27 protein-coding genes and 2 pseudogenes are annotated in these 24,133 nt (G+C 44.4%); 9 read left to right on the top strand and 20 right to left on the bottom strand.

What is annotated here, in order from left to right:
• Positions 1-286: 286 nt before the first annotated feature.
• Complete coding sequence (gene asp1, locus FFM75_RS09110; RefSeq protein WP_137628858.1) at positions 287-1,801, bottom strand: accessory Sec system glycosyltransferase Asp1; 1,515 nt, start codon at positions 1,799-1,801, stop codon at positions 287-289.
• 5 nt (positions 1,802-1,806) lie between these two features.
• Complete coding sequence (gene asp1 / locus FFM75_RS09105; RefSeq protein WP_223876649.1) at positions 1,807-3,390, bottom strand: accessory Sec system glycosyltransferase Asp1; 1,584 nt, start codon at positions 3,388-3,390, stop codon at positions 1,807-1,809.
• A gap of 324 nt (positions 3,391-3,714) precedes the next feature.
• Here asp1 (FFM75_RS09105) and apf point away from each other — a divergent pair, with 324 nt between their 5' ends.
• Entirely contained in the window at positions 3,715-4,344 is a 630-nt protein-coding gene (gene apf, locus FFM75_RS09100) for an aggregation-promoting factor (protein ID WP_137628856.1), read from the top strand.
• 402 nt (positions 4,345-4,746) lie between these two features.
• Here the strand turns inward: apf and FFM75_RS09095 are convergent, their stop codons facing one another.
• A complete protein-coding gene (locus FFM75_RS09095; protein ID WP_137628855.1) occupies positions 4,747-5,301 on the bottom strand; it encodes a bifunctional transcriptional activator/DNA repair enzyme AdaA in 555 nt (184 codons plus the stop codon).
• 140 nt (positions 5,302-5,441) lie between these two features.
• Between FFM75_RS09095 and FFM75_RS09090 the strand changes: the two genes are divergently transcribed.
• The 3 genes from FFM75_RS09090 to FFM75_RS09080 all read left to right on the top strand — a co-directional run bounded on the left by FFM75_RS09090 (position 5,442) and on the right by FFM75_RS09080 (position 8,117).
• A complete protein-coding gene (locus tag FFM75_RS09090; protein WP_137628854.1) occupies positions 5,442-5,942 on the top strand; it encodes a methylated-DNA--[protein]-cysteine S-methyltransferase in 501 nt (166 codons plus the stop codon).
• A 62-nt stretch (positions 5,943-6,004) separates the two neighbouring features.
• On the top strand, positions 6,005-6,904 hold the full coding sequence (locus tag FFM75_RS09085; protein WP_137628853.1) for an ABC transporter ATP-binding protein: 900 nt from the start codon (positions 6,005-6,007) through the stop codon (positions 6,902-6,904).
• Positions 6,897-8,117, top strand: a complete 1,221-nt coding sequence (locus FFM75_RS09080; RefSeq protein WP_137628852.1) for an ABC transporter permease — start codon at positions 6,897-6,899, stop codon at positions 8,115-8,117. The genes FFM75_RS09085 and FFM75_RS09080 overlap by 8 nt, the downstream gene beginning before the upstream one ends.
• A gap of 98 nt (positions 8,118-8,215) precedes the next feature.
• Here FFM75_RS09080 and FFM75_RS14140 read toward each other — a convergent pair whose 3' ends face one another.
• Both FFM75_RS14140 and FFM75_RS09075 read right to left on the bottom strand, forming a co-directional pair.
• Complete coding sequence (locus FFM75_RS14140) at positions 8,216-8,341, bottom strand: hypothetical protein (RefSeq protein ID WP_263390552.1); 126 nt, start codon at positions 8,339-8,341, stop codon at positions 8,216-8,218.
• A gap of 72 nt (positions 8,342-8,413) precedes the next feature.
• The gene (locus tag FFM75_RS09075; RefSeq protein ID WP_137628851.1) at positions 8,414-9,061 is read right to left on the bottom strand and encodes a TetR/AcrR family transcriptional regulator; all 648 of its coding nucleotides are present in this window, start codon (positions 9,059-9,061) and stop codon (positions 8,414-8,416) included.
• Positions 9,062-9,169: 108 nt separating this feature from the next.
• On the opposite strand from FFM75_RS09075, the gene FFM75_RS09070 reads away from it, so the two are divergent.
• On the top strand, positions 9,170-10,567 hold the full coding sequence (locus tag FFM75_RS09070; protein WP_137628850.1) for an MDR family MFS transporter: 1,398 nt from the start codon (positions 9,170-9,172) through the stop codon (positions 10,565-10,567).
• A 288-nt stretch (positions 10,568-10,855) separates the two neighbouring features.
• Here FFM75_RS09070 and FFM75_RS09065 read toward each other — a convergent pair whose 3' ends face one another.
• From FFM75_RS09065 to FFM75_RS09055, 3 genes are read right to left on the bottom strand one after another with little or no spacing between them, the layout of a single operon-like run.
• Positions 10,856-11,599 (bottom strand): SDR family oxidoreductase, encoded by a 744-nt coding sequence (locus FFM75_RS09065; protein ID WP_137628849.1) that lies wholly within the window; start codon positions 11,597-11,599, stop codon positions 10,856-10,858.
• Between the two features lie 18 nt (positions 11,600-11,617).
• Positions 11,618-11,947, bottom strand: a complete 330-nt coding sequence (locus FFM75_RS09060; protein ID WP_137628848.1) for a carboxymuconolactone decarboxylase family protein — start codon at positions 11,945-11,947, stop codon at positions 11,618-11,620.
• A 12-nt stretch (positions 11,948-11,959) separates the two neighbouring features.
• Entirely contained in the window at positions 11,960-12,364 is a 405-nt protein-coding gene (locus FFM75_RS09055) for a cupin domain-containing protein (protein ID WP_137628847.1), read from the bottom strand.
• Between the two features lie 155 nt (positions 12,365-12,519).
• Here FFM75_RS09055 and FFM75_RS09050 point away from each other — a divergent pair, with 155 nt between their 5' ends.
• A complete protein-coding gene (locus tag FFM75_RS09050) occupies positions 12,520-12,954 on the top strand; it encodes a MerR family transcriptional regulator (RefSeq protein WP_137628846.1) in 435 nt (144 codons plus the stop codon).
• A 98-nt stretch (positions 12,955-13,052) separates the two neighbouring features.
• Here the strand turns inward: FFM75_RS09050 and FFM75_RS09045 are convergent, their stop codons facing one another.
• The 4 genes from FFM75_RS09045 to FFM75_RS09030 all read right to left on the bottom strand — a co-directional run bounded on the left by FFM75_RS09045 (position 13,053) and on the right by FFM75_RS09030 (position 18,437).
• On the bottom strand, positions 13,053-14,288 hold the full coding sequence (locus FFM75_RS09045; protein ID WP_171001470.1) for an ArgE/DapE family deacylase: 1,236 nt from the start codon (positions 14,286-14,288) through the stop codon (positions 13,053-13,055).
• 101 nt (positions 14,289-14,389) lie between these two features.
• Positions 14,390-16,981 (bottom strand): ABC transporter permease, encoded by a 2,592-nt coding sequence (locus tag FFM75_RS09040; protein WP_137628845.1) that lies wholly within the window; start codon positions 16,979-16,981, stop codon positions 14,390-14,392.
• On the bottom strand, positions 16,975-17,676 hold the full coding sequence (locus FFM75_RS09035; RefSeq protein WP_137628844.1) for an ABC transporter ATP-binding protein: 702 nt from the start codon (positions 17,674-17,676) through the stop codon (positions 16,975-16,977). The genes FFM75_RS09040 and FFM75_RS09035 overlap by 7 nt, the downstream gene beginning before the upstream one ends.
• 140 nt (positions 17,677-17,816) lie before the next feature.
• Positions 17,817-18,437 (bottom strand): sugar O-acetyltransferase, encoded by a 621-nt coding sequence (locus tag FFM75_RS09030; RefSeq protein WP_137628843.1) that lies wholly within the window; start codon positions 18,435-18,437, stop codon positions 17,817-17,819.
• A gap of 233 nt (positions 18,438-18,670) precedes the next feature.
• Between FFM75_RS09030 and lepB the strand changes: the two genes are divergently transcribed.
• The 3 genes and pseudogenes from lepB to FFM75_RS09020 all read left to right on the top strand — a co-directional run.
• Positions 18,671-19,288, top strand: a complete 618-nt coding sequence (gene lepB / locus FFM75_RS09025) for a signal peptidase I (protein ID WP_137628842.1) — start codon at positions 18,671-18,673, stop codon at positions 19,286-19,288.
• A gap of 49 nt (positions 19,289-19,337) precedes the next feature.
• A pseudogene (locus tag FFM75_RS14065) lies at positions 19,338-19,433 on the top strand (type II toxin-antitoxin system RelE/ParE family toxin); the annotation flags it as partial.
• 6 nt (positions 19,434-19,439) lie between these two features.
• Positions 19,440-19,541, top strand: a pseudogene (locus FFM75_RS09020) (helix-turn-helix domain-containing protein); the annotation flags it as partial.
• A 66-nt stretch (positions 19,542-19,607) separates the two neighbouring features.
• Here FFM75_RS09020 and FFM75_RS09015 read toward each other — a convergent pair.
• The 8 genes from FFM75_RS09015 to FFM75_RS08980 form a co-directional block, all read right to left on the bottom strand.
• A complete protein-coding gene (locus FFM75_RS09015; protein WP_137628841.1) occupies positions 19,608-19,808 on the bottom strand; it encodes a hypothetical protein in 201 nt (66 codons plus the stop codon).
• Positions 19,795-20,268, bottom strand: coding sequence for a hypothetical protein (locus FFM75_RS09010; protein ID WP_137628840.1), 474 nt, complete (start codon positions 20,266-20,268; stop codon positions 19,795-19,797). The genes FFM75_RS09015 and FFM75_RS09010 overlap by 14 nt, the downstream gene beginning before the upstream one ends.
• A gap of 65 nt (positions 20,269-20,333) precedes the next feature.
• Positions 20,334-20,591: a hypothetical protein gene (locus FFM75_RS09005; RefSeq protein ID WP_137628839.1), complete on the bottom strand. Its 258-nt coding sequence runs from the start codon at positions 20,589-20,591 to the stop codon at positions 20,334-20,336.
• A 21-nt stretch (positions 20,592-20,612) separates the two neighbouring features.
• Complete coding sequence (locus tag FFM75_RS09000) at positions 20,613-20,918, bottom strand: hypothetical protein (protein WP_137628838.1); 306 nt, start codon at positions 20,916-20,918, stop codon at positions 20,613-20,615.
• 114 nt (positions 20,919-21,032) lie between these two features.
• Complete coding sequence (locus FFM75_RS08995; protein WP_137628837.1) at positions 21,033-22,148, bottom strand: family 20 glycosylhydrolase; 1,116 nt, start codon at positions 22,146-22,148, stop codon at positions 21,033-21,035.
• A gap of 79 nt (positions 22,149-22,227) precedes the next feature.
• The gene (locus FFM75_RS08990; protein ID WP_137628836.1) at positions 22,228-22,860 is read right to left on the bottom strand and encodes a histidine phosphatase family protein; all 633 of its coding nucleotides are present in this window, start codon (positions 22,858-22,860) and stop codon (positions 22,228-22,230) included.
• Positions 22,861-22,964: 104 nt separating this feature from the next.
• Positions 22,965-23,408, bottom strand: coding sequence for a universal stress protein (locus tag FFM75_RS08985; RefSeq protein WP_137628835.1), 444 nt, complete (start codon positions 23,406-23,408; stop codon positions 22,965-22,967).
• A 65-nt stretch (positions 23,409-23,473) separates the two neighbouring features.
• Positions 23,474-24,055, bottom strand: coding sequence for a sugar O-acetyltransferase (locus FFM75_RS08980; protein WP_137628834.1), 582 nt, complete (start codon positions 24,053-24,055; stop codon positions 23,474-23,476).
• Positions 24,056-24,133 lie beyond the last annotated feature (78 nt).

Below are 24,133 nucleotides of genomic sequence, written 5' to 3'. Positions count from 1 at the left end.
CTAGCGCCCCCAACGCTAAAACTTTGATTATCGTGCGAGAGAACTTCAAATTTAGTCACCTAATTCTATGTTTGTTAGCGAACATTTAATACTATGAATTGCTTTTGATATAAATATACTAATATAAAATTATCGGTAAATATCGATTGACGTCAGTTGTTAAAGGAGCTGTAACCCGATTGTAAAAGTTAGTCATTAAAAATAAATTTATATAACATTCACGTTAAAGAAAACACCTGCTTCATCACGTTGCCGCGATCAAACAGGTGTTAATTAATGCGATAGCTTAATGGGCTTGTATTAAAGCTTGCCACTGTTGCCAAACATTTGCTTCACTATATTTAGTACTCAAGCGATAGGCACCATCACTCAATTTTTGTTGGCGTCGCGGATTGCTGATAGTTTTAACTAAAGCGTTAACCAGCTGATCAATGGCACCTGGTTTAACCAAGTAACCATTGGTCCCCGACTTAATCGCCTCACTAGGACCGTAATTGATGTCCGTTGCAATCGCCGGCACCCCATGGCTGAGCGCTTCAATCAACGATAATGGTTGGGCATCACTTACACCCGTGTACACATAAGCGCCCGCTTGATCATAAACCGTGGTCAAATCAGGTTGATAACCGGCAAATGTCACTTGTTTGGTCAAACCTAATTGCTTTACTTGCGCTTTGAGAGCATCGAGGGCCCCACCATAACCATAAATTTTTAAGGTGGCGTCGGGTACTTGTTGACTCACTTGTTGAAACGCCGTAATCAACTGATCAACTTGACGGCCTTGGTCCAATCGACCAGTATAAATAATTTGATGGGCTTGGCGGTCTCGTAGGCGAATTTGGGGCCGCTGGGCCTGTTTCGTAGCAACGACCGCAGCGGAAATATGATAAATCGGCCGTGGCGACTGCCCACCTAACCACTGACTCAACTCTTGTTGCTGTTGGGCGGTGCTCGTAATCAGCCCATCTAATTGCGTCAAATGTTCGTGAATCCCATAGACATACGCATTATTCAAATTCGAATAAACTTGGTCAGCCGGATCAACAGCATGCGGCGTCGGTAACCACAAGTATTTTTTAGCGGCGGTCTTCATATTAATGACGGGCCATTGTGTCGCTAACGGCCGATCAGCGATAAACGTATTGTTGTCACCATTAGCTTGATTCAACGCATCTAAAAAGAAGCAGAACCAATCGTTCTCACTATTGAAGTAATAATCTTGTCCTTGATAATTGATCAGCTTACAGAGCGTCACCACATTGGCACCGTTAGCGTTATGCGTATAATATTGTTCCGCTAATCGCCGGCCATCCAAATGATAAAAAATATCGCTAATCGGTTCTTGGGCTGGTGAAAAGAATTCATCACGCGCTTTAAACCCCCGTTCATCGTAATCGGTCCGTTGAACCAAGTTACCAAACGTATCAAAGATTTCAACGAAATAAACATGTCCAACGGTACTAGGGACAAAATGAACTTTTGCCACTAAGCGGTCGCCATCATAAACTTCACTGACATTGGGATTCGGCTTAATACTATAATCCGCCGGCCAATTCAAATCTTCTATCTTCAACACGCGACTGGGAATTGTTTCTGAATCCCGGAAAAAGTCAAACAAATTAACGACTTGTGTATCAGCCAAATTGAACCGACGCATATTTTGGTGCAACAGCCCATCAAAGTGCCGGGTCACTAATTGCGCTGGCGTGCCCTGATCGGCAAAAAGTTGTAACCGCTTGAATTCCGCGTGCTCAACCCCTGAGTTCAGGGCCATTAAATATTGATTGACAAAATAAAACATGTCCCCTATCCCTCCTTAAAAAAGGCCGTTGCCGCGGTCATTAACGGTTGCCATTGCGCCCAAACTGCCGTTTCGCTGTAACGTTTGGCATCAGCATACGCATTTTGACTGTAAGTCTGCAATTTATCAGGATCACCTAACAAACTCACCATCGCTTGCGCCAAGCCATCGACATCATTAACTGGCACTAATTCACCATCGCGGCCAGGTTGAATAATCGCCTGGGGCCCATACTTCACATCATACGCAATTTGTGGCACGCCATGCGATTGACCTTCAAGTAACGCTAGTGCAAAGCCTTCCGCGCGTGAGGTTAGCATCGCCAACTGAGCATGATCATAAACGGTCGCAATATCTTGGGTGTAATCATTAAACGTCACAACATCACCCAACTGCAAGTCTTGCACTAACCGGCGCAACTTTTTGCCGGTATCACCATTCGCATAACCCCAAAAGTCCAACGTTGTTTGTGGTAATTGCGCATGCACTTGTTGGAATGCCCGAATAACTTGATCTTGTTGCTTTTCTTCTGATAACCGGGCCACAAAGATAATCTTACCCGGAATACGCGCGGACCAAGCAATTGGTGGTGTAGCCAACGTTGCAGCTGAGACGACCCCAACTGGAATCGTATAGACCGGTGGTTGCGTCCCAAAGCGCTGTTCAAAGTCAGCGGCTTGTTGGGGCGTCGCCGCCACGATGCCTTGCCAAGCCGCTAAGTTATTTAACGCATAAGCATAATTATAATTAAGCGTTGCTGTTTGGGGCTGCTTCGGATCATTAACGTGATTACTATGTAAGTACATCACTTTAAACGCTTTAGTTCGCATCTGCAACGCAGAATAAGCCAGTTCATACGTCCGATCGACCACAAAAACCGACTTCGGTGTTTGGCGATTCAATTCATCTAAAAAGAACGTCGTCATCGCTTGTTCGCCAACAAACGACCAGTCTTGACCCTGATAGTTGATGAAGCGATACAACGAATTCTGCGTCACATTTTGCCGATTCGGCATATGGAACGTTTGATAAACAACGTTGCCATCCGGGTCAAAAACTTGTTCACTCGCGACCTGTCCGTCAGCGGTATAAAACTGTTCTAAACCTTTAAAACCGCGGGTGTCGTACCAGTCGGTTTTAACTAATTGGCCATTTTGGTCATAAAGCTGAACATTATTAAGTTGCTGATAATCAGGGGCAAAGGTATTGACGCGCATTAATAATTGCCCATTTTTGGAAACTAAATAATGTTGGCCCTCAGCTTGGACTTGCAAGTCACTCGACAAATGCAAATCGGCAATCGTTAAGCGCACTGGCTTAAAATCCGTGGATTGTTGAATAAAATCGAATAAATTAATTTGGTTATGTTCAGCGATTCCAGCCGCTTTTAACGTCCGGTGTAAGGCCAATGAAAAGAACCGCGTCACAATCTTAGCGGGCACTTGTTGTTGATTAAATAAAGCCAATCGTTTCATTTCGGCATGTTCAATCCCCGACTTTTTGGGATTGATACTCGTATTGACAAAATAGTACATGACATCCCGCCCTTTCCATAAATTTCCGTCTGAATACCTAGAATTATAGCAAATTTCACTGTCAACGCATGCTCGTGACGGTTGACTTTAAGCTTTTTCTAGCATTTTGCGTTTAATACAATAGTCAATTACTTCTATATTATAGCGTTTAATAATGTTAATTATTTAAATTGATAAACCCACTCATATATTACAATACGTTACAATAATCCCACTTTATTACAAACACCCCGTTAAAACGTAACGTCCCATTGATTGCCTTGCAACATTCACCCGTTATACTAGGTTCTGTTGTTTGGTTGACGCAATCAAATGCGCCAAGCAATTTATCGTAAAAGTAAGTTATCCAAGACAAAATACAGGAGTGAATTAATTTATATGAAGATTAAAAGTTTACTATTATCGACCGTTGCCGCAGCTGGTTTGTTCGCAATCGGTACAACTGCCGCTAACGCTGATACAGTGACCGTTAAATCTGGTGATACGGTAGCATCAATCGCTGCCACTCACAACACGACCGTTTCTGCGATTGAAACCGCGAATAACTTAAGTAATGTGAACTTGATCTACGTTGGCGATCAGTTGACAGTTAATGGGACGAGCACAACTGCTTCAACGTCCACCACTAACTACTCAACGACCGCTAACACCACAAGCAATGCTAATACTAGTGCAACCACAACTAACAATACAACTAGCCAAAGTAGCACTGCAAGTCAAACGACGGCTAATACGAACACGACTAGTTCAACTAGCGCGTCAACAACCACGACTTCAACCTCTAGCTCAGATTCATCAGCGAAAGCTTGGATTGCTAGCAAGGAATCTGGTGGCTCATATACCGCTTCAAACGGTAATTACTATGGTAAATATCAATTAAGTAAATCTTACTTGAATGGCGACTACTCAGCCGCTAACCAAGAAAAGGTCGCTAATAGCTACGTCGCTTCTCGTTACGGCTCATGGGCCGCAGCCAAAGCACACTGGTTAGCTAACGGCTGGTATTAAGATTTAAAATTAATCAGCTGATAACAACGAAGCGCCGCATCCGAAAAATTGGATGCGGCGCTTTTTAGCTAAACATTAGTTTTCGACATTAATCAGAGCTACTGAAACGATAATTCATTCGGTATGATTCGTTTGTATAACGTCACCATACCAATTATTTAGACTATTCGAAGCTAACTTTCACGCGTTCGGCTAATTATACTTGCGTTAGACCGGCACTTTCTCTGGCATTATATAACGCAATCGCCGTGTCAAAAAGTTCTCCCTCATCACGATATGCTTCCGCAAACTCAGGATTTTTTAGTTTTTATTTGATTAAATCATCGATGTTCATTATTGTCGTACCATTTCTTTCTGAGTTCTTTTGCGTGTTTCGTTCTAAAAGAATCCGTGAACCTAATACTAACTATCACGGTAATTCTGTCGATATTCCCGCGGTGTCTGCCCATAGGCTTGCTTAAAACTAGTACTAAAGTAAGCACTCGTTTGAAATCCGCAACGTTCAGCCACCGTCTTGATTGGCAACTCACCTTGGACTAAAAGTTGTTGGGCACGTTGTAAGCGAACTTGCTTTAACGCCGCCAACGGGGTTTGACCCGTTTGTTGGCGATAGACATGATGCAAATAATAGGGGTCGCCATGGGCTAATTGCGCCAGTTCTGTTAGTGTCAACTTTTCGCCATAATGCGTGGCAATGATAGTATCAATTTCAGTGACCCATTCAACCGGCGTTACGGCTAAGCCAGTTGGACGACACCGTTTGCACGGCCGAAACTCAGCCGCCATCGCAGCAGTCGCTGTTTTAAAGCTTTGAATATGGTCACGGCGCGGTAACCGCGAGTGACAACTGGGGCGACAAAAGATTCCCGTACTCGTGACACCATAAAAGAACTGACCATCGGCTTGTGGGCTATTTTGTTGAATTGCTTGCCATTGTGCAGCGGTAAGTTTTGCCATCCTGACATCCCCTTTTCACGCTCTATTATACCGGTCATTATGGCTAAACGGGTATTTTATCGGATTAGAAAGCAAGTTTTTGAAACTTTTTTAGCTAGCTTTCTGCTATACTTGCCGTACTTAATCACGGAGGTCGCATGATGAAACTCACTTTAACCCAGCTTCAATTCGAACAACACACTTATTGGCTTGGCAGTACCACAGCCGGGCTAGCATTTGTCGGTAGTCGCGATGGTGACGCCGATGAATGGCACCAATTTTATCCAACCGCCACTGCGACCATCGATTCAACTGGTAATCACACTGCTAAACAAGCGGTACAGGCTTATTTAACAGGTCATTCAGACGCCTTTGACACGTTAGCCCTTGATCTGACGCATGGCACAAGTTTTCAGCAAGCGGTTTGGCACGCCTTACAAGCCATTCCTTACGGCCAGACTTGGACCTATTCTGATTTAGCAACCGCCTTAAATCGCCCCCAGGCGGTGCGGGCAATCGCTTCAGCAGTTGGTCGTAACCCTTTACTGATCGTCGTCCCCTGTCATCGCGTGGTTCGTAAAGATGGCACGCTCGGCGGCTACCGCGGCGGCTTAGCGATGAAACGTGGGTTATTAAGACTCGAACAAACTCACGAAAACTAATTGCAATCCCCTAAGTTCTCTGCCATGATTGAAGTATTCTATAATTCATTGGGGGCGACACCATGCTTTCGGTAGCACATATTAGTAAAACGTTCGGCACGGTCCACGCGCTAAACGATGTTTCATTTGACGTCCATGACGGGGAAATCATGGGCTTGATCGGCCAAAACGGTGCCGGTAAATCCACCACTTTTCACAGCATTTTAAACTTCCTAAAATTCGACGGTCAAATCACCTGGAACGGTCAAGCGTTAAGCGCGGATGACTACAACAAAATCGGGTACTTACCTGAAGAACGTAGTCTGATGTCCAAGCTCACGATTACGCAGCAAATCGTCTATTTAGCTCGGTTGAAAAATCAACCAGCTAAAGTCACCAAGCCTAAAATTGCGGATTGGATGGCTCGGTTTGCCGTTAAAGGTCAACCAACTGATAAAATCAACAAGTTATCCAAAGGGAACCAACAAAAGGTCCAATTGATTTGTACGATGATCCATGAACCACAGTTGATTATTTTAGATGAACCATTTAGTGGCTTAGATCCCGTCAATGCGGATTTGCTAAAACAAGCGATCGTCGCCGCTAAACAACGCGGTGCGGCCATTATTTTTTCGAGTCATGATATGAGTAACGTCGAAGAAATTTGTGACACCCTAGTGATGCTTCGCAATGGCGAAGTTGTCTTACATGGCACCGTCGATGACGTCCGCAATCAATTTGGCCGGACCCGGTTGTTCTTAACCACTGACTGGTCTGACGAACAGTTAGCAGCCTTACCAGGCGTTGACCAAGTCAAAGCGCTCGGACCCAATCACTATCGATTACAATTATCAGACGCAAACGCTGGGCCAGCAATTTTTGACACGGTAACGCAAGGCCACTACATCCAAGAGTTCAGTCAACAACCGCCGACTCTCGATGAAATCTTCCGGACTGAAGCTGGAGGTGCCACGCATGAATAAGACTTGGATCGTCACGAGTGAGACCTATTTACGCCAAACGAAGTCCTGGAGTTTCTTGATGTTGATTTTAATGCCATTTCTCTTTATTGGCTTAACATTTGGAATTTCTTATGTGGCCACCCCTAGCAAAGATAAAAGTGACATTGCGGTCATTAGTCAAGATCACAGCTTGCGTCAAAGCTTTTTAGATGACGCTGACGTGGCCACCACGACAAAATACAAAACTGTTAAGGCCGCCCAACAAGCCACAACTAAAAGTGATATCAATGGTTATTTAGTCTTAAAAGTCGTCAACCATCAACAAGTTAGCGCCGTCTTCCATGGGCCCAATGAAATCGACAGTGGTGACCAAGCGAAGATTCAGCGCTTCTTAAGCACAGTGCAAACCCAAATGAACGTCCAAGACGCCAAACTAACCACGTCACAAACCAAAGCGTTGGCGCGACAGCCGGAATTTAAGCAACAGTTACAACAAAAGACCGCTTCTAATAAAGCGGCCAAGACGATTTCATTTTACATTCTGGTATTCTTCGTTTACTTGATCTTAACGACTTATTCGTCCATCACCGCCCAAGAAATCGCAGCTGAAAAAGGGACTAAGATCATGGAAGTTATCTTCTCAAGTACGACGCCTCGTAAATACTTTAACGGCAAAGTCTACGGCGTCTTACTGATGATTGTGACGCAATTGTTAGTCTATTTACTAGGTGGTTCCCTAGTTGTGCAACTGGCCCAACATAGTAAAATGACCCAACAACTTTGGCAACAAAATGCGCCCGTTATCGGTAAGGTCTTGCATAATCTCTTATCGATCAATCTGATTTTTGCTTTAGCAGCCGTCTTACTTTATACGGTCGTTTCAGCCTTTTGTGGTGCTTTAGTCACCCGGGTTGAAGATGCTGGCAAAGCCTCGCAACCAGTTATTTACTTGAATTTATTAACGTTTGTGATGGCAATGGCCTTTCAAGGCAGTCCCACCAGCGGCATCGTCAAGATTTTCTCCTACGTACCTTTCTTCTCGTCTTATTTGATGCCTTTACGGTTGATCAACAACACGGCTACCATGCCAGCCGCTTTAATTTCACTGGCGATTTTACTGGCAACCGTCGTTGGTAGTATGTGGTACATCGGTAAGATTTACGGTGGACTAATGCTTCAAACCGATGAACTCGGGTTCTGGGGTAATTTGAAGCGCGGCTTAAGTTTGAAATAAGTGTATCTACCTTAAAGGTCCCATCTACAGTTTTGTTTGACTGTGGATGGGACCTTTTTTATACAATTTAGTTCTCCTGAAATCAAGAAAAAGCGACATCATTCAACCGCTTCGGAATCAACATTGTGCCATTCTTCAGTCATTGGTTGTGATGGTTTGGAACTAGCATTCGGATTTTTAATACGTGGTACTAGTGTAAAAGATTCACCATTAACAGTAGGCATCAAGCCCCACCGTTGGCCCGCTTCTATACGCCCAAAATACTATTTCGTATTAAAAAACAGTTAATCACTAAATCAATCTTTGCTACCCATAAATACCGGCACCAAAATCTCATCAACCATCGCGGCGACACTTTCTGCAGTCAATTCCCCGCGACTCAAGACTTCGTTAATCAATAAGACCGTTGGTAAATTCAAGGTCCGCTCAGTTTGATCAGCTAACTTTAAGTCGCCCCGCGACTCAGCCTGAGTTAACATCGTTTCAATCTTCGGCCGCATAATGGCATTATCATTCGCCACCCCAAACAACTTATCAGCTGGAATCGACTTTAGCCGATCAGCAACCAACCCTTGCATCTTTTCAGTCCCTAACGCATTAAACACCACTAATAATTGGTCAAAAAAGCCAACCAAGTCATCCCGTAATGACCCAGTATCGGGAACAGTTAAATCTGGATTTAACTTTGGCCCATAAGTTATAAAAGCTTGTGTCACTAGACTCGCTTTATCCGGCCAACGCCGATATAACACGGGTTTCGTCGCTTGGGCCCGTTTGGCGACCCCCGCCATTGTTAACTGTTCATAACCGACTTCATTCAAGATTTCCCATGCTGCTTTTAGGACAGTGGCTTCCAAAGCTTGCCCTCGGCGTCGGGTTGCCTTGGCATGAGTTTTATCTCGCTGAATACCTTGGCTAGCCGCTGAATGACGATGTTCTACCAAAAAAATCACCCTTTCATCCTTGCAAATTTAAAGTCAACGGTGTATTGTATGTTTCATCGAATAAGAAACCCTAGTATCTTATTTCAAAATCTAAAGAGGTGTTTCATTATGGAAAGTCAATCAACCACTAAGACCAACTTCGTCAAAGTTGCACTCGTCTTAGTTATCGGTGCCCTCGCACCAATGTTAGATACCACCATGACCAACGTGGCTATCAACACTATTATGCACGATTTAAGCAGTACCGTCGACCTAGTCCAATGGGTCACCACTAGTTATATTTTAGCACTTGGTATCGTCGTGCCAATCGCCGGTTGGGCAGCCGAACGTTTCAGCGGCAAAAGTCTCTATCTCGGCGCCATTATCGTCTTTGTCTTGGGATCTTGTGTGTCAGGTGTTGCCACGACCATCGACTTATTGATCGTTGGTCGGATCATTCAAGGCGCCGCCGCTGGGGTGATTATTTCTTTAATTACAACCTTGATCGTTAAGGCCGCCGGTGGGCAAAACCTCGGCAGCTTAATGTCAGTCGTCAGCTTACCAGCCGTTTTAGCACCAATCCTGGGACCGACGATCGGCGGTGTCATTATCAAGACACTTAACTGGCACTGGATTTTTTACATCAATGTACCAATTGGTGTCCTGTCGTTAATTTTATTATGGTGGCTCATGCCAGCCTTTAAACCAGCACCATCCAAGAAGCCGTTAGATTGGTTAAGTGTTGGCTTATTAGGGGGCCTATTTACCGCATTTATTTTAGGTATTACCAAATTAAGTACCAGCGGTAAGTTTACGACCAGTAACGTATATCTGCCACTATTGCTCGGTTTAGGTTTGCTCATTGCTTATTGTCTTTATGCTTGGCGTTGCCCTAACCGTGCCCTAGTTAGCTTAAAACTCTTTAAGTTTCCTAGCTTTTCGGCGGCTAGTGTCTTGTTGTTACTTTCCGGCTTAATCGTCAATGGCGCCATGTTCTTATTACCACTGTATCTGCAAAACATCCGGGGCCTAAGCGTTATCTGGTCTGGCATCTACTTGATTGCCCAGGGCTTAGGATTACTTATTACGCGTAGCCAAGTTGGCAAATGGACGGATAAAATCGGAGCTCGTTGGGTCGTGTTAGCTGCGATTGCTGTTGCGATTATCGGTACCTTGCCATTTGCTTACTTTGACGCCACAACCCCAACTTGGTTAATTTTAGTTGTCCTCTTCATTCGTGGCATCGCTCAAGGTGGGTTAACGATTCCAATCATGAGTGATTCATATACCGGCGTACCACCAGAATTGATTGCAGAAGCCACGACTGCTTCGCGGATGCTACAAAATATTGGTGGGGCCTTTGGGACCGCCTTACTAGCGACTTGGATTCAAACCCAATTAAATGGGGTCACCATGACTGCCACCCACTTAAATAATGCTTATCAAGGCGCATTTGTGGTTACCGTTATCGTGACAATTGCCGCTATTATTCCGGCTTGGTTCTTAAGCCATAAACCAGCCGCTTGAGAAATAAAAACAACCACGTTGAACTTGGTTAAGTTCAACGTGGTTGTTTTGGGTGATGCTTGGTTTTCTACTTTGAGAGCCGAAACGTGTTCAGTCGGGCAGTTTCCTCCGCTTAGCTACGCTAGCCAACCGTCCCAGAAGACCACTGGCCGTTCTACCCTTGCGAGCCGAAACGTGTTCGGCAAGCCTGGGGGTTCCGCTTGCTACGCTAAGATAACTACTCGGAACCCCACCGAGTAATTATCTTAGCTAGGCAATGCTCACCCCCAACCCGGCTTACCTCACACTCTAGACTTGCTTCGTAGGATAAATCGTAAATTCATTCACATTAACATCTTCCGGCTGATCAACCGCAAAGTTGACTACATTGGCAACCGCTTGGGGACTAATGCCGACTTGTTGATAGAATGCATCCATGCCTTGCTTGGTCTTTTCATCCGTAATCGTATGCAATAATTCAGTGTTAATAGCCGCTGGATATAAGCTAGCGGTCCGAATATTCGTCCCTTCTTGGGCGCTTTCCATACGAATGACTTCCATTAAATTCCGCACCGCAAACTTAGTGGCCCCATAGACCCCAGCGCCGGCGAAACTTTTAATCCCAGCAACCGAAGACGTCGTAATAATTTGACCATGCTTTTGAGCGGTGAAGATTGGCATCACTGCGGCCACACCATGCAAGACCCCTTTTAAGTTGATGTCGATCATCGCATCCCATTCATCGGTATGCAACGCACTGATTGGGGATGATGGCATAATGCCTGCATTATTGAAGATCACGTCTAAGCCACCAAATGTCGATTGTGCCAATTGCACTAAGCTGTCAACATCGGCTTGTTTTGTCACATCAGTCACTTGATACGTGGCTTGACCGCCGGCGGCTTCAATGTCGTTGACGATTGCGGCTAATCGTTCTGCTCGCCGGGCACCTAATACCACTTTAGCGCCATTTTCAGCTAATAATTTCGCCGACGCTTCGCCAATCCCAGAAGACGCGCCAGTAATCACAATAACTTTATTTTTAACTGTCATTTAAATTTTCTCCTTAATTTAGTCGGCATCGTCGCCGAAAACTTCTTTCGCTAAGCCCATTGCAGACCAGGCCTTAGCCCAACCAGCATAAAAGGCCAAGTGGGCAATTTCTTCAACCACTTCATCTTTAGTTAAGCCATTTTGCTTACCCATTTGTAAATGGGCCTTTAATTGTGGAAAACTGCCACTCGTCATCAAGCTGGCAATCGTGATCATACTGCGATCATGTAAGCTCAACTTGTCTTCGCGTGACCAAACTTCACCAAATAAGACATCATCATTTAATGCCGCGAATTTAGGGGCAAAGTCCCCTAAATTATCCCGACCGGCGGTTTGTTTTTTAACCATGTCTATTTCCTCCTAGCCTAATTTTGCGTATGCGGCATCATCAACTGGTTCGAGCCATTCGCTTGAACCTTTGGTAATCGCAACATGTGAGAACCAACTATCTTTAGTCGCTCCATGCCAATGCTTAACCCCTTCATGGATCGTGACACGATCGCCAGCATGTAACAACTGAGCGGGCTTGCCAGCTTCTTGGTACCAACCTTCGCCACTCGTGACTAATAAGATTTGAAAGCCATCATGATGAATGTGCCAGTTATTCCGGCAACCTGGTTCAAAAGTCACGTTTGCGACGTTCACATCGATTTCATCACCAGGTTCTGATAATCCTTGTAAGTAGCTTTGACCGATAAAGTATTGTTGATAGGCCACGTTCTTTTCACCTAAACCAAAAATGCCGCTTTTATTTTCATTTGTCATATTAAAAGATCCTCCTAATTTTCTTGCTTAACTTAACGATGGATTCATCATATAACTTCAAGTGCACTTTAAGTCAACCATAAAGTTTAAACTTGTTAAAATAAGTTTTCGTGGTATTATCAATCTTAAAGTAACTTGAAGAAAGGATGACGATTATGCCAACTGCCACCGAAAAACAATATACGATTGGTGACTTTGCCAACGCCGTCGGTCTAAGCGCACCCACGCTACGCTATTATGAAAATGAAGGACTCATCGAACCACATCGCCATGACAATGGCCGCCGATACTACGAAGAAGCCGACATTAACTGGGTGAAGTTCTTACTACATTTAAAGGGCACCGGTATGAGTATTAGTGAATTAAAACAATATGTGCAATGGCGCGCCCAAGGTGATGCCACGATTCCGGAACGTTTAGCACTACTGCAACAAGTCAAACGTGACTTCTTAGTCCAATTCAATGAAGTACAACATCATTTACAAATCCTAAATGACAAGATCAACTGGTACGAAGAAAAAGAAGCTGGCGTCACGACTGACCATGAGAGTTTTAGGGCTTATTTAGACCGTTTTGGCCATCATGAATAACCCAGAAGACAATAAAACACTCGCTACAACGCATCAATGACGATGCGCTGTAGCGGGTGTTTTGTGGTTAAACTAGCTAATCGAAAATAATTAAACGATTACTTCAACAATTCAGTAAACATTTCTTCATAAATCGTAATAAAGCGTTGGTACATATCCAAATCAACGTATTCGTTCACTTGATGTGCCGTGATGTTTCCGGGGCCAAAGACGATGACTTCCATATCAGGGTTCTTCACGATATAAGATGATGCATCGGTACCACCAGGTGCCCCAAAGTATGGTAAGTGTTGGTTCAAGACCTTTTCACCGACCCGCTTAGCCAATTGCACTAAATTGCTATCTTCAGCGGTATGCACTGGGAAGAAGCTGTCTTGAATATCTAACGTCAAGTCAGCCCCGTCAGCGTTACATTCATCAATAATCGTCTGTAAACCGGCAATAATACGGTCATTACGCATTTCTGGAATGGTCCGAATCTTCGCTGATAATTCGGCACTGGCTGGCACCGTGTTGATTTGTTCACCACCACTGATCAACGTCACCACTGGAATCGTTGGGCCTAAGACTGGATTGGTCACATTTTTGAAACTAGCAAAATAGGCCGCTTGCCGTTGGTAATACGTCATCAAGGCATCAATGGCGTTCTTCCCAATTGTTGGCATTGAACTATGCGCCGCCACCCCTTTTGAATGCACAGTATAAGTCAATGACCCTTTATGTGCCAATTCAATAAAATGTTGTTCTGTCGTTGGATTAGCCGCCGCCATTTTAGCCGCGGTATCCGCGTCAACGCCCAACATCGCTTGAATTTGTGGTTGACCCAATAAACGCTTGTCCGCACCACTAGGTTCACCGGCAATTAACGTTTGAATCCCATCAGCATAACCTAATTCGGTTAGTTGTTCGGCGCCTAGATGACCATCTTCTTCACCAACCGTTGCAAATAAACGCAAGGTCCCGTGCAATGGCACTTGTTGTTCTTTTAAGTTAATGAAGGCAAATACCCCAGCCATCAACCCGGCTTTCATATCGGTCACGCCACGCCCAAATAAACGGTTATCCTTAATTGCCGCGCTTAACGCACTGCCGGCCCACTTACTTTCGTCACCTAAGGCCACCGTATCACTATGACCATCAAAAGCGACGACTGGCCCATTGCCATCACCGATTTCGGCAATCAAGTTCACGCGCCCTGGTGCGTATTCAACGAGCTTGGCATCAATGCCGTGTTGTTTTAATAAGTTTGCTAAATAATCCGCGACCAACCCTTCATGGTCATTAGCGGTATTCATTTTAACGATATCACTTAATGCTTGAACTGCTGCTTCCATTTTTTCCACCCCATCGATTTCACTCGTGCTAAACTGACTAGCACAATTTATTTCTAATTTGATTACAGCACTTTTAGTCACGAAGTGCAAGTTCACACGCTTTAGTCAACTGACTTTAACGCATCCAGCATGTTGACCCGTTTCAGTTTCCAGTGCATCATCGCCATCACGATTAAACTAAATGCCACCGTTAGCAAGGCCGAATAGACATAACTCATCAGATGAATACCTGGTGAAAACATCAATGCATTGGTCTCCGCGGTTTGTAAGATATAGGCATGTAGCCACTTGCCTAAGAAACACCCTAAGATAATACCCAAACCGGTCAAAATCAAGTTTTCACGGAAGATATACATCGTGACCTCACCATCATAAAAACCAAGCACTTTAATCGTCGATAACTCACGAATTCGTTCCGACACATTGATATTCGTTAAGTTATAGAGCACCACTAACGCTAAGGCACCGGCTGAAATCACGAAAATCAGCACGACTAGATTCATACTATCGAACATCTTAAAGTTAGTCTTTTTTTCCGTACTCATCAAGGTCACATTCAAAATACCGGTTTGTTTGAGCAACGTATTGGCATAGGCATTTTCTTGTTTTTCATTCGTTTTCGTAAATTGCACCAAGTTGGCATTATAAATCGGCTGCTTGCCAAAGACTTGCTGGTAGTACGCTGGACTCATATAAATAAAGTGGTTCACATAATTTTCAGCAATCGCCGCGACCTTAACGTGTTTCGTCGTTTGCCCAGTAACCTTGATAGGCAGCATATCGCCAACTTTCACATCGTATAACTTAGCCAACTTCTCATCGATAATCGCCCCAGTCGTTGTTAAGTGATACGCGGCATGGGTTTGCCGGTGACGCAAGACCACAAATTTGGTTAAGCGTTTTGGGTTTTGTGGCACGCCCAAGGTAACGGTTTGTTCCGCCACGCCAACTTTTTTCACAGTGACTTGGCTAGATTTCAAACTGAGACTACGTCGATAAAGCTTCGGTTGGCTGATGGTGCGTTGCTCAGCCTTAGTTTCATTGCCACTCCGCGTGACGATTGCATCATAGTGCCATAGTTCATTGAATTGCTTACTACTAATATCACCAATTGAATCCTTCAACCCAAATCCGGTAATCATCATCGCCATACAACCGGCGATTCCGAGCACCGTCATCAACAGCCGTTGTTTGTAACGGAACAAATTGCGTAAGGTGATCTTATGATTAAAACTCAATCGCCGCCATAAGTGCTGCCAACGCTCTAGTAACAGCGTTTGACCGGCCTTGGGGGCTTTCGGTTGGAGTAATTGGGTTGGCAAACTACGCAAATCCACCCGTAACACGACCAATGCCGTGCCTAATGTGCAGACTAGTGCAATGACCAACGCGACTAAAATATCCGTCCACAAATATTGGACACTGATTGCCGGTAAATTATACATACTGCCATAGGCTTGGGCGATGAATTGGGGGAAGAAATTGACGCCGAATAGAACACCTAACCCGGTCCCAATCAAAGCCGCTAAACCACCATAAATCATAAACTCACTACCAACAGCCGTGTTCGAATACCCTAGCGCTTTGAGCGTCCCCATTTGCAACCGTAATTCTTCGACCATCCGCGTCATCGTGGTTAAACAAATCAAGGCCGCAATCGCAATAAAGAATAGTGGAAAGACCGTGGATAACGCCACAACGCGTTGGGTATTTTCATGATATTCGGTATAACCCGGGTTATCTGAACGATCCGTATACAAATAAGTTGGCTTCTGAATCGCATTAACTTTAACGGTCGCCGCCTTTAATTGGGCTTCCAGCTTCACTAAAGCAGGCGTTGTCGCCGGTACTTGCGCCTTTAGGGCCGTCACTTGTTGGCTTAATGGCTGTAACTGTGCTCGAGCCTGACGCTGCAAGCTTTGTTGGCGTCTTTTAGCTTGGGGCTTTAACCAGTGTTTCAGTTGTGCCGTATTCTGTTTATTCAACCGCTTATACTTCGCCGAATACGGTGTCACATGGGCTAAATTTTTAAACCGGACGTCTAGTCGAGTGGCCACCTTCAAGGTCAGCGTTTTGGGTCGGACATACGCCAGATAATCCAGTGTCCCTTTACCAACCGTTGTCACCCCACGGCTGACATTCTCCACATATCGTGGTGAATTGACAAAACCCACGACCTTAAACGTGCGCCGGTGAAACTTTTGATTTAAACTTTTCGAACTAACAATGCGATAAGTCGAGCCAAGCTTCAAACTCGGTTGCAAGCGTTGGGCTTGCATGTCCAAGACAATCTCATCGGCTTTTTGGGGTAAGCGCCCTTTGACGACACGCAGCTGATTCAATTGTTGCTTGGACGGTAATTCTGCGACACGCACCACCCGATTATTGTTCAACTGATTGACATCTAAATACTTGACCGCTTGATAAGTGACTTGGGAACGATGCCGCTTTAAAACCGCCGTATCACTTTTAGTCAACCCCAGCGTTGATTGCACACTATTGGTCGCTAACTTTTGTTTGGCGAAATAGGCATCGGCTGCCTGTAACATATCTGGCCCCGTCGCCCGAATCCCGGTGTAAAAAGCCACGCCTAAAAAGATGATCAATAAGATTGAAAAAAATCGCGCCTTAGAACGCCATATCTCACGCATGATTGCTTTAAAATATGCTTTTGTCATCGTGCCACCTACCATTCAATCTCGGCTAACGGCGTCGGGTGATCATTGTATTCGACTGACTGCACTTGCGCGTCATTGATGCGAATGACTTGATCACCCATTTTCGCAATCGCACTGTTATGGGTCACAATGATGACTGTCGTTTGGGTCTGCTTGGCCGCATCTTGAATCACTTGTAAGACTTGCTTGCCAGTCCGATAGTCCAATGCGCCAGTCGGTTCATCACATAATAATAATTTAGGATTCTTGGCAACTGCCCGTGCAATGGCAACCCGTTGCTGTTCACCACCGGAAAGTTGCGCGGGAAAATTCGCCGCTCGGTCGGTTAGACCGACTAATTGCAACGTTTCATCCACATCGCGAGCATCTTGGGTAATTTGAGACGCTAATTCAACATTTTCGCGCGCTGTTAAATTCGGCACTAAGTTATAAAACTGAAACACAAAACCGACATCTTGACGCCGATACGTCGTCAACTGTTTCGCCGAATATTGGGCAATATCATGCCCATCAATTAAGATTTGACCACTCGTTGGTGAATCCATACCACCTAAAATATTCAGTAACGTTGATTTACCAGCCCCACTCGGCCCTAGAATCGTCACGACCGCACCTTGGGCAACCTCAAATGATAAGGCGCGATTAGCCACCGTTGTTTGACTACCGTTTTGAAACTCCCGTGTTTCCTTAATGACCTCAATGTATGCCATCCTAAACCCCTCCGATTCGAATTCCCTAATAACCTTAGTTTAGCAGTTAATGCGGCTAAAAAGCACGTGTTAATGAAACCGATTTAATTTTTGAATTAAAAAAATGGTCAGCCAATAAAAATTGACTAACCATTCATTGCTTAAGCTTCACCTTGATCGGCAAAGTAAGCTTCTTTTTGTCGTTGCCACAAGATATGGTCTGCTTCAGTAATTGGCCGTAGTACATGACATGGATTGCCAACTGCCACCACATTATCAGGAATATCCTTAGTCACGACTGAGCCAGAACCAATGACAACATTGTTTCCAATCGTGACTCCTGGATTGACGACCACATTACCGCCAAGCCAGACGTCATTTCCGATAGTAATCGGCTTTGCATATTCGAGTTGTTCACTGCGAATGACGGCATCGATCGGATGGCCGGCGGTATACAAGCCAACGCGAGGACCCATGAAGACATTATCACCAATCTTGATTTCAGCGCAATCCACAAAGATCGCATCATAATTGGCATAAAAGTTCTTCCCAATCGTCGTATTCGTCCCATAATCAATATGGAATGGGGGTTCAATATAATGGTTCGGCCCCACTTGTTTAAAGAGTTGTTTTAAAATTTCAGAACGAAAATCATTATCGATTTCCGTCGTTTGGTTAAAGATACGCGTTAACCGACGACCATGGCGCATTTCTTGTGCCAATTGGCGGTCATTAGCAATGTACAAATCGCCCGCTAACATCCGTTCTTTTTCGGTTTTCATAAATTGGTTCCTCCGACTCACTTAAAAAATCATCACTGATACAGTTAACCACACTGTGGTAGCGATTTCAAGCACTTTTAAGCTTAATTTAAAAATTGGACCGTTCCAGTAAACACAATGGTTTTCTTTAAGTATCCGGTAAAACCAGTAATTTTTAGGTGATTTAACTCCTACAATTGCGTTCATTCGTATATAATAAGGTTTATACACACAGATTAAGGGAGTCAATTAAAGTGAAAACATTTAAAAATATCATGAGTTGGGTCTTACCAATCGTGATTGGGTTAGGGTTGGCGCTGCTTATTCGTCAATTCTGGTTTACAATGGTCCGGGTCGACGGGACGTCGATGCAACCAAACTTGCAAAACAACGAACGCGTCGTTGCGTTCAAAACTAGCAAGCCTAAAGCAGGTTCCGTGGTCGTCTTCAATGCCTTTGGCGTCGATCCTGATCAAACGTCTAAAGATGCGGTCTACGTTAAGCGGGTCATTGGGATGCCTGGGGACACCGTTAAATACACCAATTCCGGTAAGTTATACGTCAACGGTAAACTCATCAAGCAAACTTATTTGAAGAATACGTTCCAACAAACCACGGGGTCTTACATGGCTAACAGTCATAGTAAAGTCACTGGTTGGACCTTGACCAGCTTGGCCCATGACCAAGGTTGGAAGGTCAAACCAACGAACAACAAAGTCCCTAAGGGGTATTACTTTGTCTTAGGTGACCACCGTAGCGTCTCAAACGATGGGCGTTACTGGGGCTTCGTACCAAAGAGCAAGATGATTGGGGTCGTCAAAGCTTGGCCTTGGCAAAACCGGCATCAATATATCAACAGTTATCAACCATAGTTACAGGATGTCTACCATTTAATGGTAGGCATTTTTTTCGAGCTATTGTTTGGAAAAGCCTGTTTTTGAAACCTACACACGTCCCAACGGACATAATGAATTTTTAGATTTTATCAACACGTTACCTCGAAAAGACCGCTTAAAATGATATTCAATCATTGCACGTATTGAACGCGGCGATAACACCAGTATCATAACCCTTAGCAAAATCGCTCATGCGTTAGGAAAACACCTCACGATTACGATTGTATAATCAAATAGCCCGTTTCAAAGTCAAATCAACTTTGAAACGAGCTATTTTTTATCCACAGTGGATAACTTATTTTTTTAATTTCTTTACTAACCAGTGATTGATCAACCGCCCTGGCCGCGCTTGGTCAACTAGAATTAAAGCCACAACTAAAATCACAAATTGCCCAGCTTGATTCCCACGAAACAATGCCATCAACATCACCGCAATCACAATCAGGACAGGCACTAAAATCGCACTGACTTGCCGTTGCTGCTTAATCTTGATCACCCGCGTTTCGGTCGTGCCACCAAAAGTATAAACAAATCAATGGGCTAAACGCCACTAAGAACAGTGACACAACAATGTTTTTAAAGAAATTAATCACATCATCCATCATACTGTCTTTTTGTTCAACTTGTGGTGTCAAGACGGTTGGCGTTGGTTTCGGCTTGGTACGCTTAGCCGCTACTGACCATGGCCGACCAGAATCTTGAATGATTTGATCATCATCCGGTCGTAGTGCACTAGGAGTCTCTTTCGCCTTCGTATGCCACACTTTAAAGACCCGATGCCAGCGGTAATGCACAATTGGAAATAAAATCAGGGCACAAATAATACTATAAATAACTAATGGATTAAATTCGAGCACGATTCGGTTCACTTCTTGGCGCGCTGTCCCGAACATAATGATAAAGACCGCAATTGCGCCAAAAAACCAGCTACTAATTAAGTTTTTTGCTTGCCACACGTTGATTCATCCTTTCATTATGAGCTGACTTATCCACAGCGCCAGTTATCCACAAGTCATGCTAACTAGTGGGATTGCCGTTTAGCTGCCCGTCGTTGAAACCCATTGCCCCAACAAACATATGGCACGATAACGGCAATAATCGCTAACGTATAATCGGTCACCGTCAAAGTAGCGGCATGCATAATCACCAAATACGCTAAGAAGACGGTCCACAACACGGGTGCAATCCCACCGATCCAAAAGTAGCGACTAGCTGAAAAGACAAATTCTTCTAAAACAAATAGGATAATGGCAATTATCCCCAAGGTTAATAACGTCATCACTTAACCCCCTGTTCATAACTATTTCTTGTTGAGTTGTTTCAACATATCCACAAACCGACCGATTTGCAAGTTATGCACATCTTCATCGGAATAAAAGATAATCATCTTCGCTTTTTGCGCCGCCGTTAAGTTGGCTTGTGACCCAAAATAAACCAAGTAAACCGCATCATCGGTGTTAGCTAAGCTAGCCCCATAATCGGCATCTAACGTAAACGTATAGTCGTCGCCGACTTGTTCACTAATGGCATCGATAAACGCTTGGATATCCTTAGTTGCGACCGTTTCTTGGCCCGCAACAACACTCGTTACAACATTAACTTGCATATTCAAAAAACTCCTAATTATAAATTTAACTATATTGTTATTATCGCATTTTTTAACGCCAGTGCAACCGACTAAAAACTAGGCCGCTGGAAGCATCGGCCTAGTTATCCACTGCTATTGCACTTGTGCACTAAAATAAGTTTTTAAAAATGGTTGGGTCCGTTTGATCACACTAGCCTGTGAATAACTTTTCAGGCCATCACCCCAAATGGAAATCGCCGACCCAATATTTAGATCGCTGGTTGCCAAATCTTGGTGATTCGTGACATCCCAAACATTGCTAGTCCAATTCTTCAACAAGTCTTGTTGCCAAAAAGCCACATTGTTTGCTGTAAACGTCTTGGCACGCGTGACCACGTAAAGATAGTAACTGTTGGCATTAATCGTCTGGAACCCCGCCGTATTCAACTCGGGCAACGTTGCTCGAATCTGTCGATGTTGCGCAATAATGGTTGGATCCGTATTTTGACCATCATAACTCCAGTACATGACTAAAATATTATGATCAAGTTTTGGCAAATCCGCTTTTAATAACCCATCATTCCACATCGCGGTCTTCCGCCCCTTTTGAATTAGGTAGCGATTTAAGTAATTGGTATAACTCACCGTGTTCGGCTGACTAACGGCCGTTGATGAACTATACTCATCGCCGCCAATGGCAATATGCTTACCTGCGTATTGTAAGCCGACGTATTCACTTAATAATGATTTGACAAAAGTTTTGGTCTTGGCACTATTTAAATTCAATTCATCATTTTCGACGGCAATCTGCTTGGCTAACTTTTTGTTCGCTGCACTCGACGTCTTTAGTAACTTGATTAGGGCCGTGCTGTGACCAGGGGTATCAATCTCTGGAATCACTTCAACTTGTCGCTGATGCCCATAAACGATCAACGACCGTAGTTGCTTTTTACTCAAAAATGCCAGTTTTGTTTGCCGGTTATAGTACGTGTTTCCGACCTTTTTGGCTTTCTTGACCGTTTGCCCCAGCTTGGCACTTTCAACCCCAAATCGGGTATCATCCGTTAGATGTAACTGTAAAAACGTCCCACCACCAGCATGGACTTCATCAATAAACTGCTTGATAGACGCCACTGAATAATATTGCCGGGCATTATCTAAGATTAACCCTTTAACTTTAGGCGCCGTTGCGGCTTGGGCGGTCGACACCCCCAAGACTAATCCAAGCAACAAACTCCCCATTAACAACCACCGACCAATTCGCTTCATAAGTACGCTCCCCTTAACCTGCTTTTAGAAGTTAATTGTCCACCAGTTTCCCGAACTTGCCAAGTAAAGTGTTTGCGAATTAAACGCGCAACGTCCGTTGACCATCGACTTGGTCCACGATTGTAATCGTACTAGCAGCCAATTGTTGTTGCGTTGCGGGTTCGCCGGTTAAGTCATAAATCAACGCCCGCAGTGCAGTTGCATCAATAACGACTAACGCTTTACCTTGGTCTGGTGTCGTCGCTGTAATTTGGGCTAAGCCAGCCGTATAGCGTTGCCAAAATTCAGCACCGCTTTCAGCTAACCCGTCGATATCATGATCGTGTAACAAACTCTGCAGTTCGGCTGGGGTCTGGTCCGCCTCAAAGTCTTTGACCGTGGGATAACCAAGCTTAGTCGCAAACCCCGACCAAACGGCCGATTGTTCTAAGCCTTCAAAGCCACCAAAGAATGGCCCCCGTAAAGCTGGCTTTAATTGTAATTCAGTCGTAGACGCTTGGTTAGCCAAAATCGCCCGGCCCGTTTGTGCGCCGCGACTCGTATCACTGGCAAAAGCCGTATCAAATTTTACGGCGGCCAGCTGTTGACCAACCGCTTGACTTGCTTCTAATCCTGCTGGGGTCAACGGCGTGCCACTCCAACCTTGAAACCGATCCAACTGATCAAAATAAGTTGCGCCCGTAACCACCAAATATAGTGTGAGTGTTTTCATGAGTTTTAACCTTCTTTAACTGTCATTTTCTAATTAGTCTTTCCACTATAGCATAAAAGCGGGCATCCCCGCTGGAATACCCGCTTTTATATGACTTTCATTAACTAACGAATGACTAAAACTGAAATTGGTGCGTGTTTGGCCATGTAAGCCGCTTGTGACCCAAAGTAACGCCGAACCCCATGCTTAGAAATCGACCCAATGACTAACAGGTCTGGTTTGATTGCTGGGATAATGTCTTTCACAATGGTTTCACCAGGATCACCTTCATCGACCACCGTCGCTACGTCGGTAATTCCGAATTGTTTTGCTAACTTGGCATATTGTTGCACGTGTTGTTCCAAGTCGGCACGTTGTCCATGCACAAAATCTTTGCTCATGGCTTCGTAAACGTTCATATTATCTTGTTCAAGAATCGACACAATTGTTAACTTCGCCCCATCTGTTTTCGCCCGATTAATGGCGTAACGGAAGGCTAACTGGGCGTCTTCTGAGTCATCGACCCCCACCAAGATATGTTTAAATTCCTTGGGACTCATTTCTGACATAAACTTTGCGCTCCTCATTGTGCATATTTTGAACTCGCTACCCCTTAATTCTCAATGAAATCGGTTTATTTGTCAACCGGTGCACTTGGTTCATTGGTCTTTAAGACCCGGGCTGGATTCCCAACCACCACCACATTATCCGGAAATGAATGCGTTACAACTGACCCAGCACCAACGACGACATTATTACCTAACGTCACTCCTGGTAAAATCATCGCGCTACCACCGATCCAAACGTCGTTACCAATCGTGATTGGCGCCGTCCGTTCTGCTTCCGTCCGCCGAACGGTTGGATCTAACGGATGGACTGGGGTATATAAGCCAACCTTTGGACCGAACTTACAATCATTACCAATCTTAACAACGCCTTCATCACAAATCGTCACCCCATGATTGGCATAAAAGTGATTACCAATCGTGATATTGACGCCATAGCTAAATTCAAACGTTGGTTCGACGAAGAAGCGATCGCCGACAGAACGTAGTAAACTTTTCATGCCGTTATTCCGTTCGTCATTGTCTGCAATCTGATTGTACTTCATAATCTCACGCCGAACATAACGGCGCCGTTCTTGTAAGATTGGCGATTCCATGTAGAGTTCGCCGTTGATCATTTGTTGATACGCTGGGTCATTATCGATTTCCATGCTGAACTTCCTTTGTTATAAGATATATTAAGCATACCACACTGACCAAAGTTGCTGTATGATGATCGGCAAGGAGGT

The sequence above is a fragment of the Lactiplantibacillus daowaiensis genome, assembly GCF_005405085.1.
GTDB lineage: Bacteria > Bacillota > Bacilli > Lactobacillales > Lactobacillaceae > Lactiplantibacillus > Lactiplantibacillus daowaiensis.
This window is presented reverse-complemented; position numbering and strand designations above follow the sequence as displayed.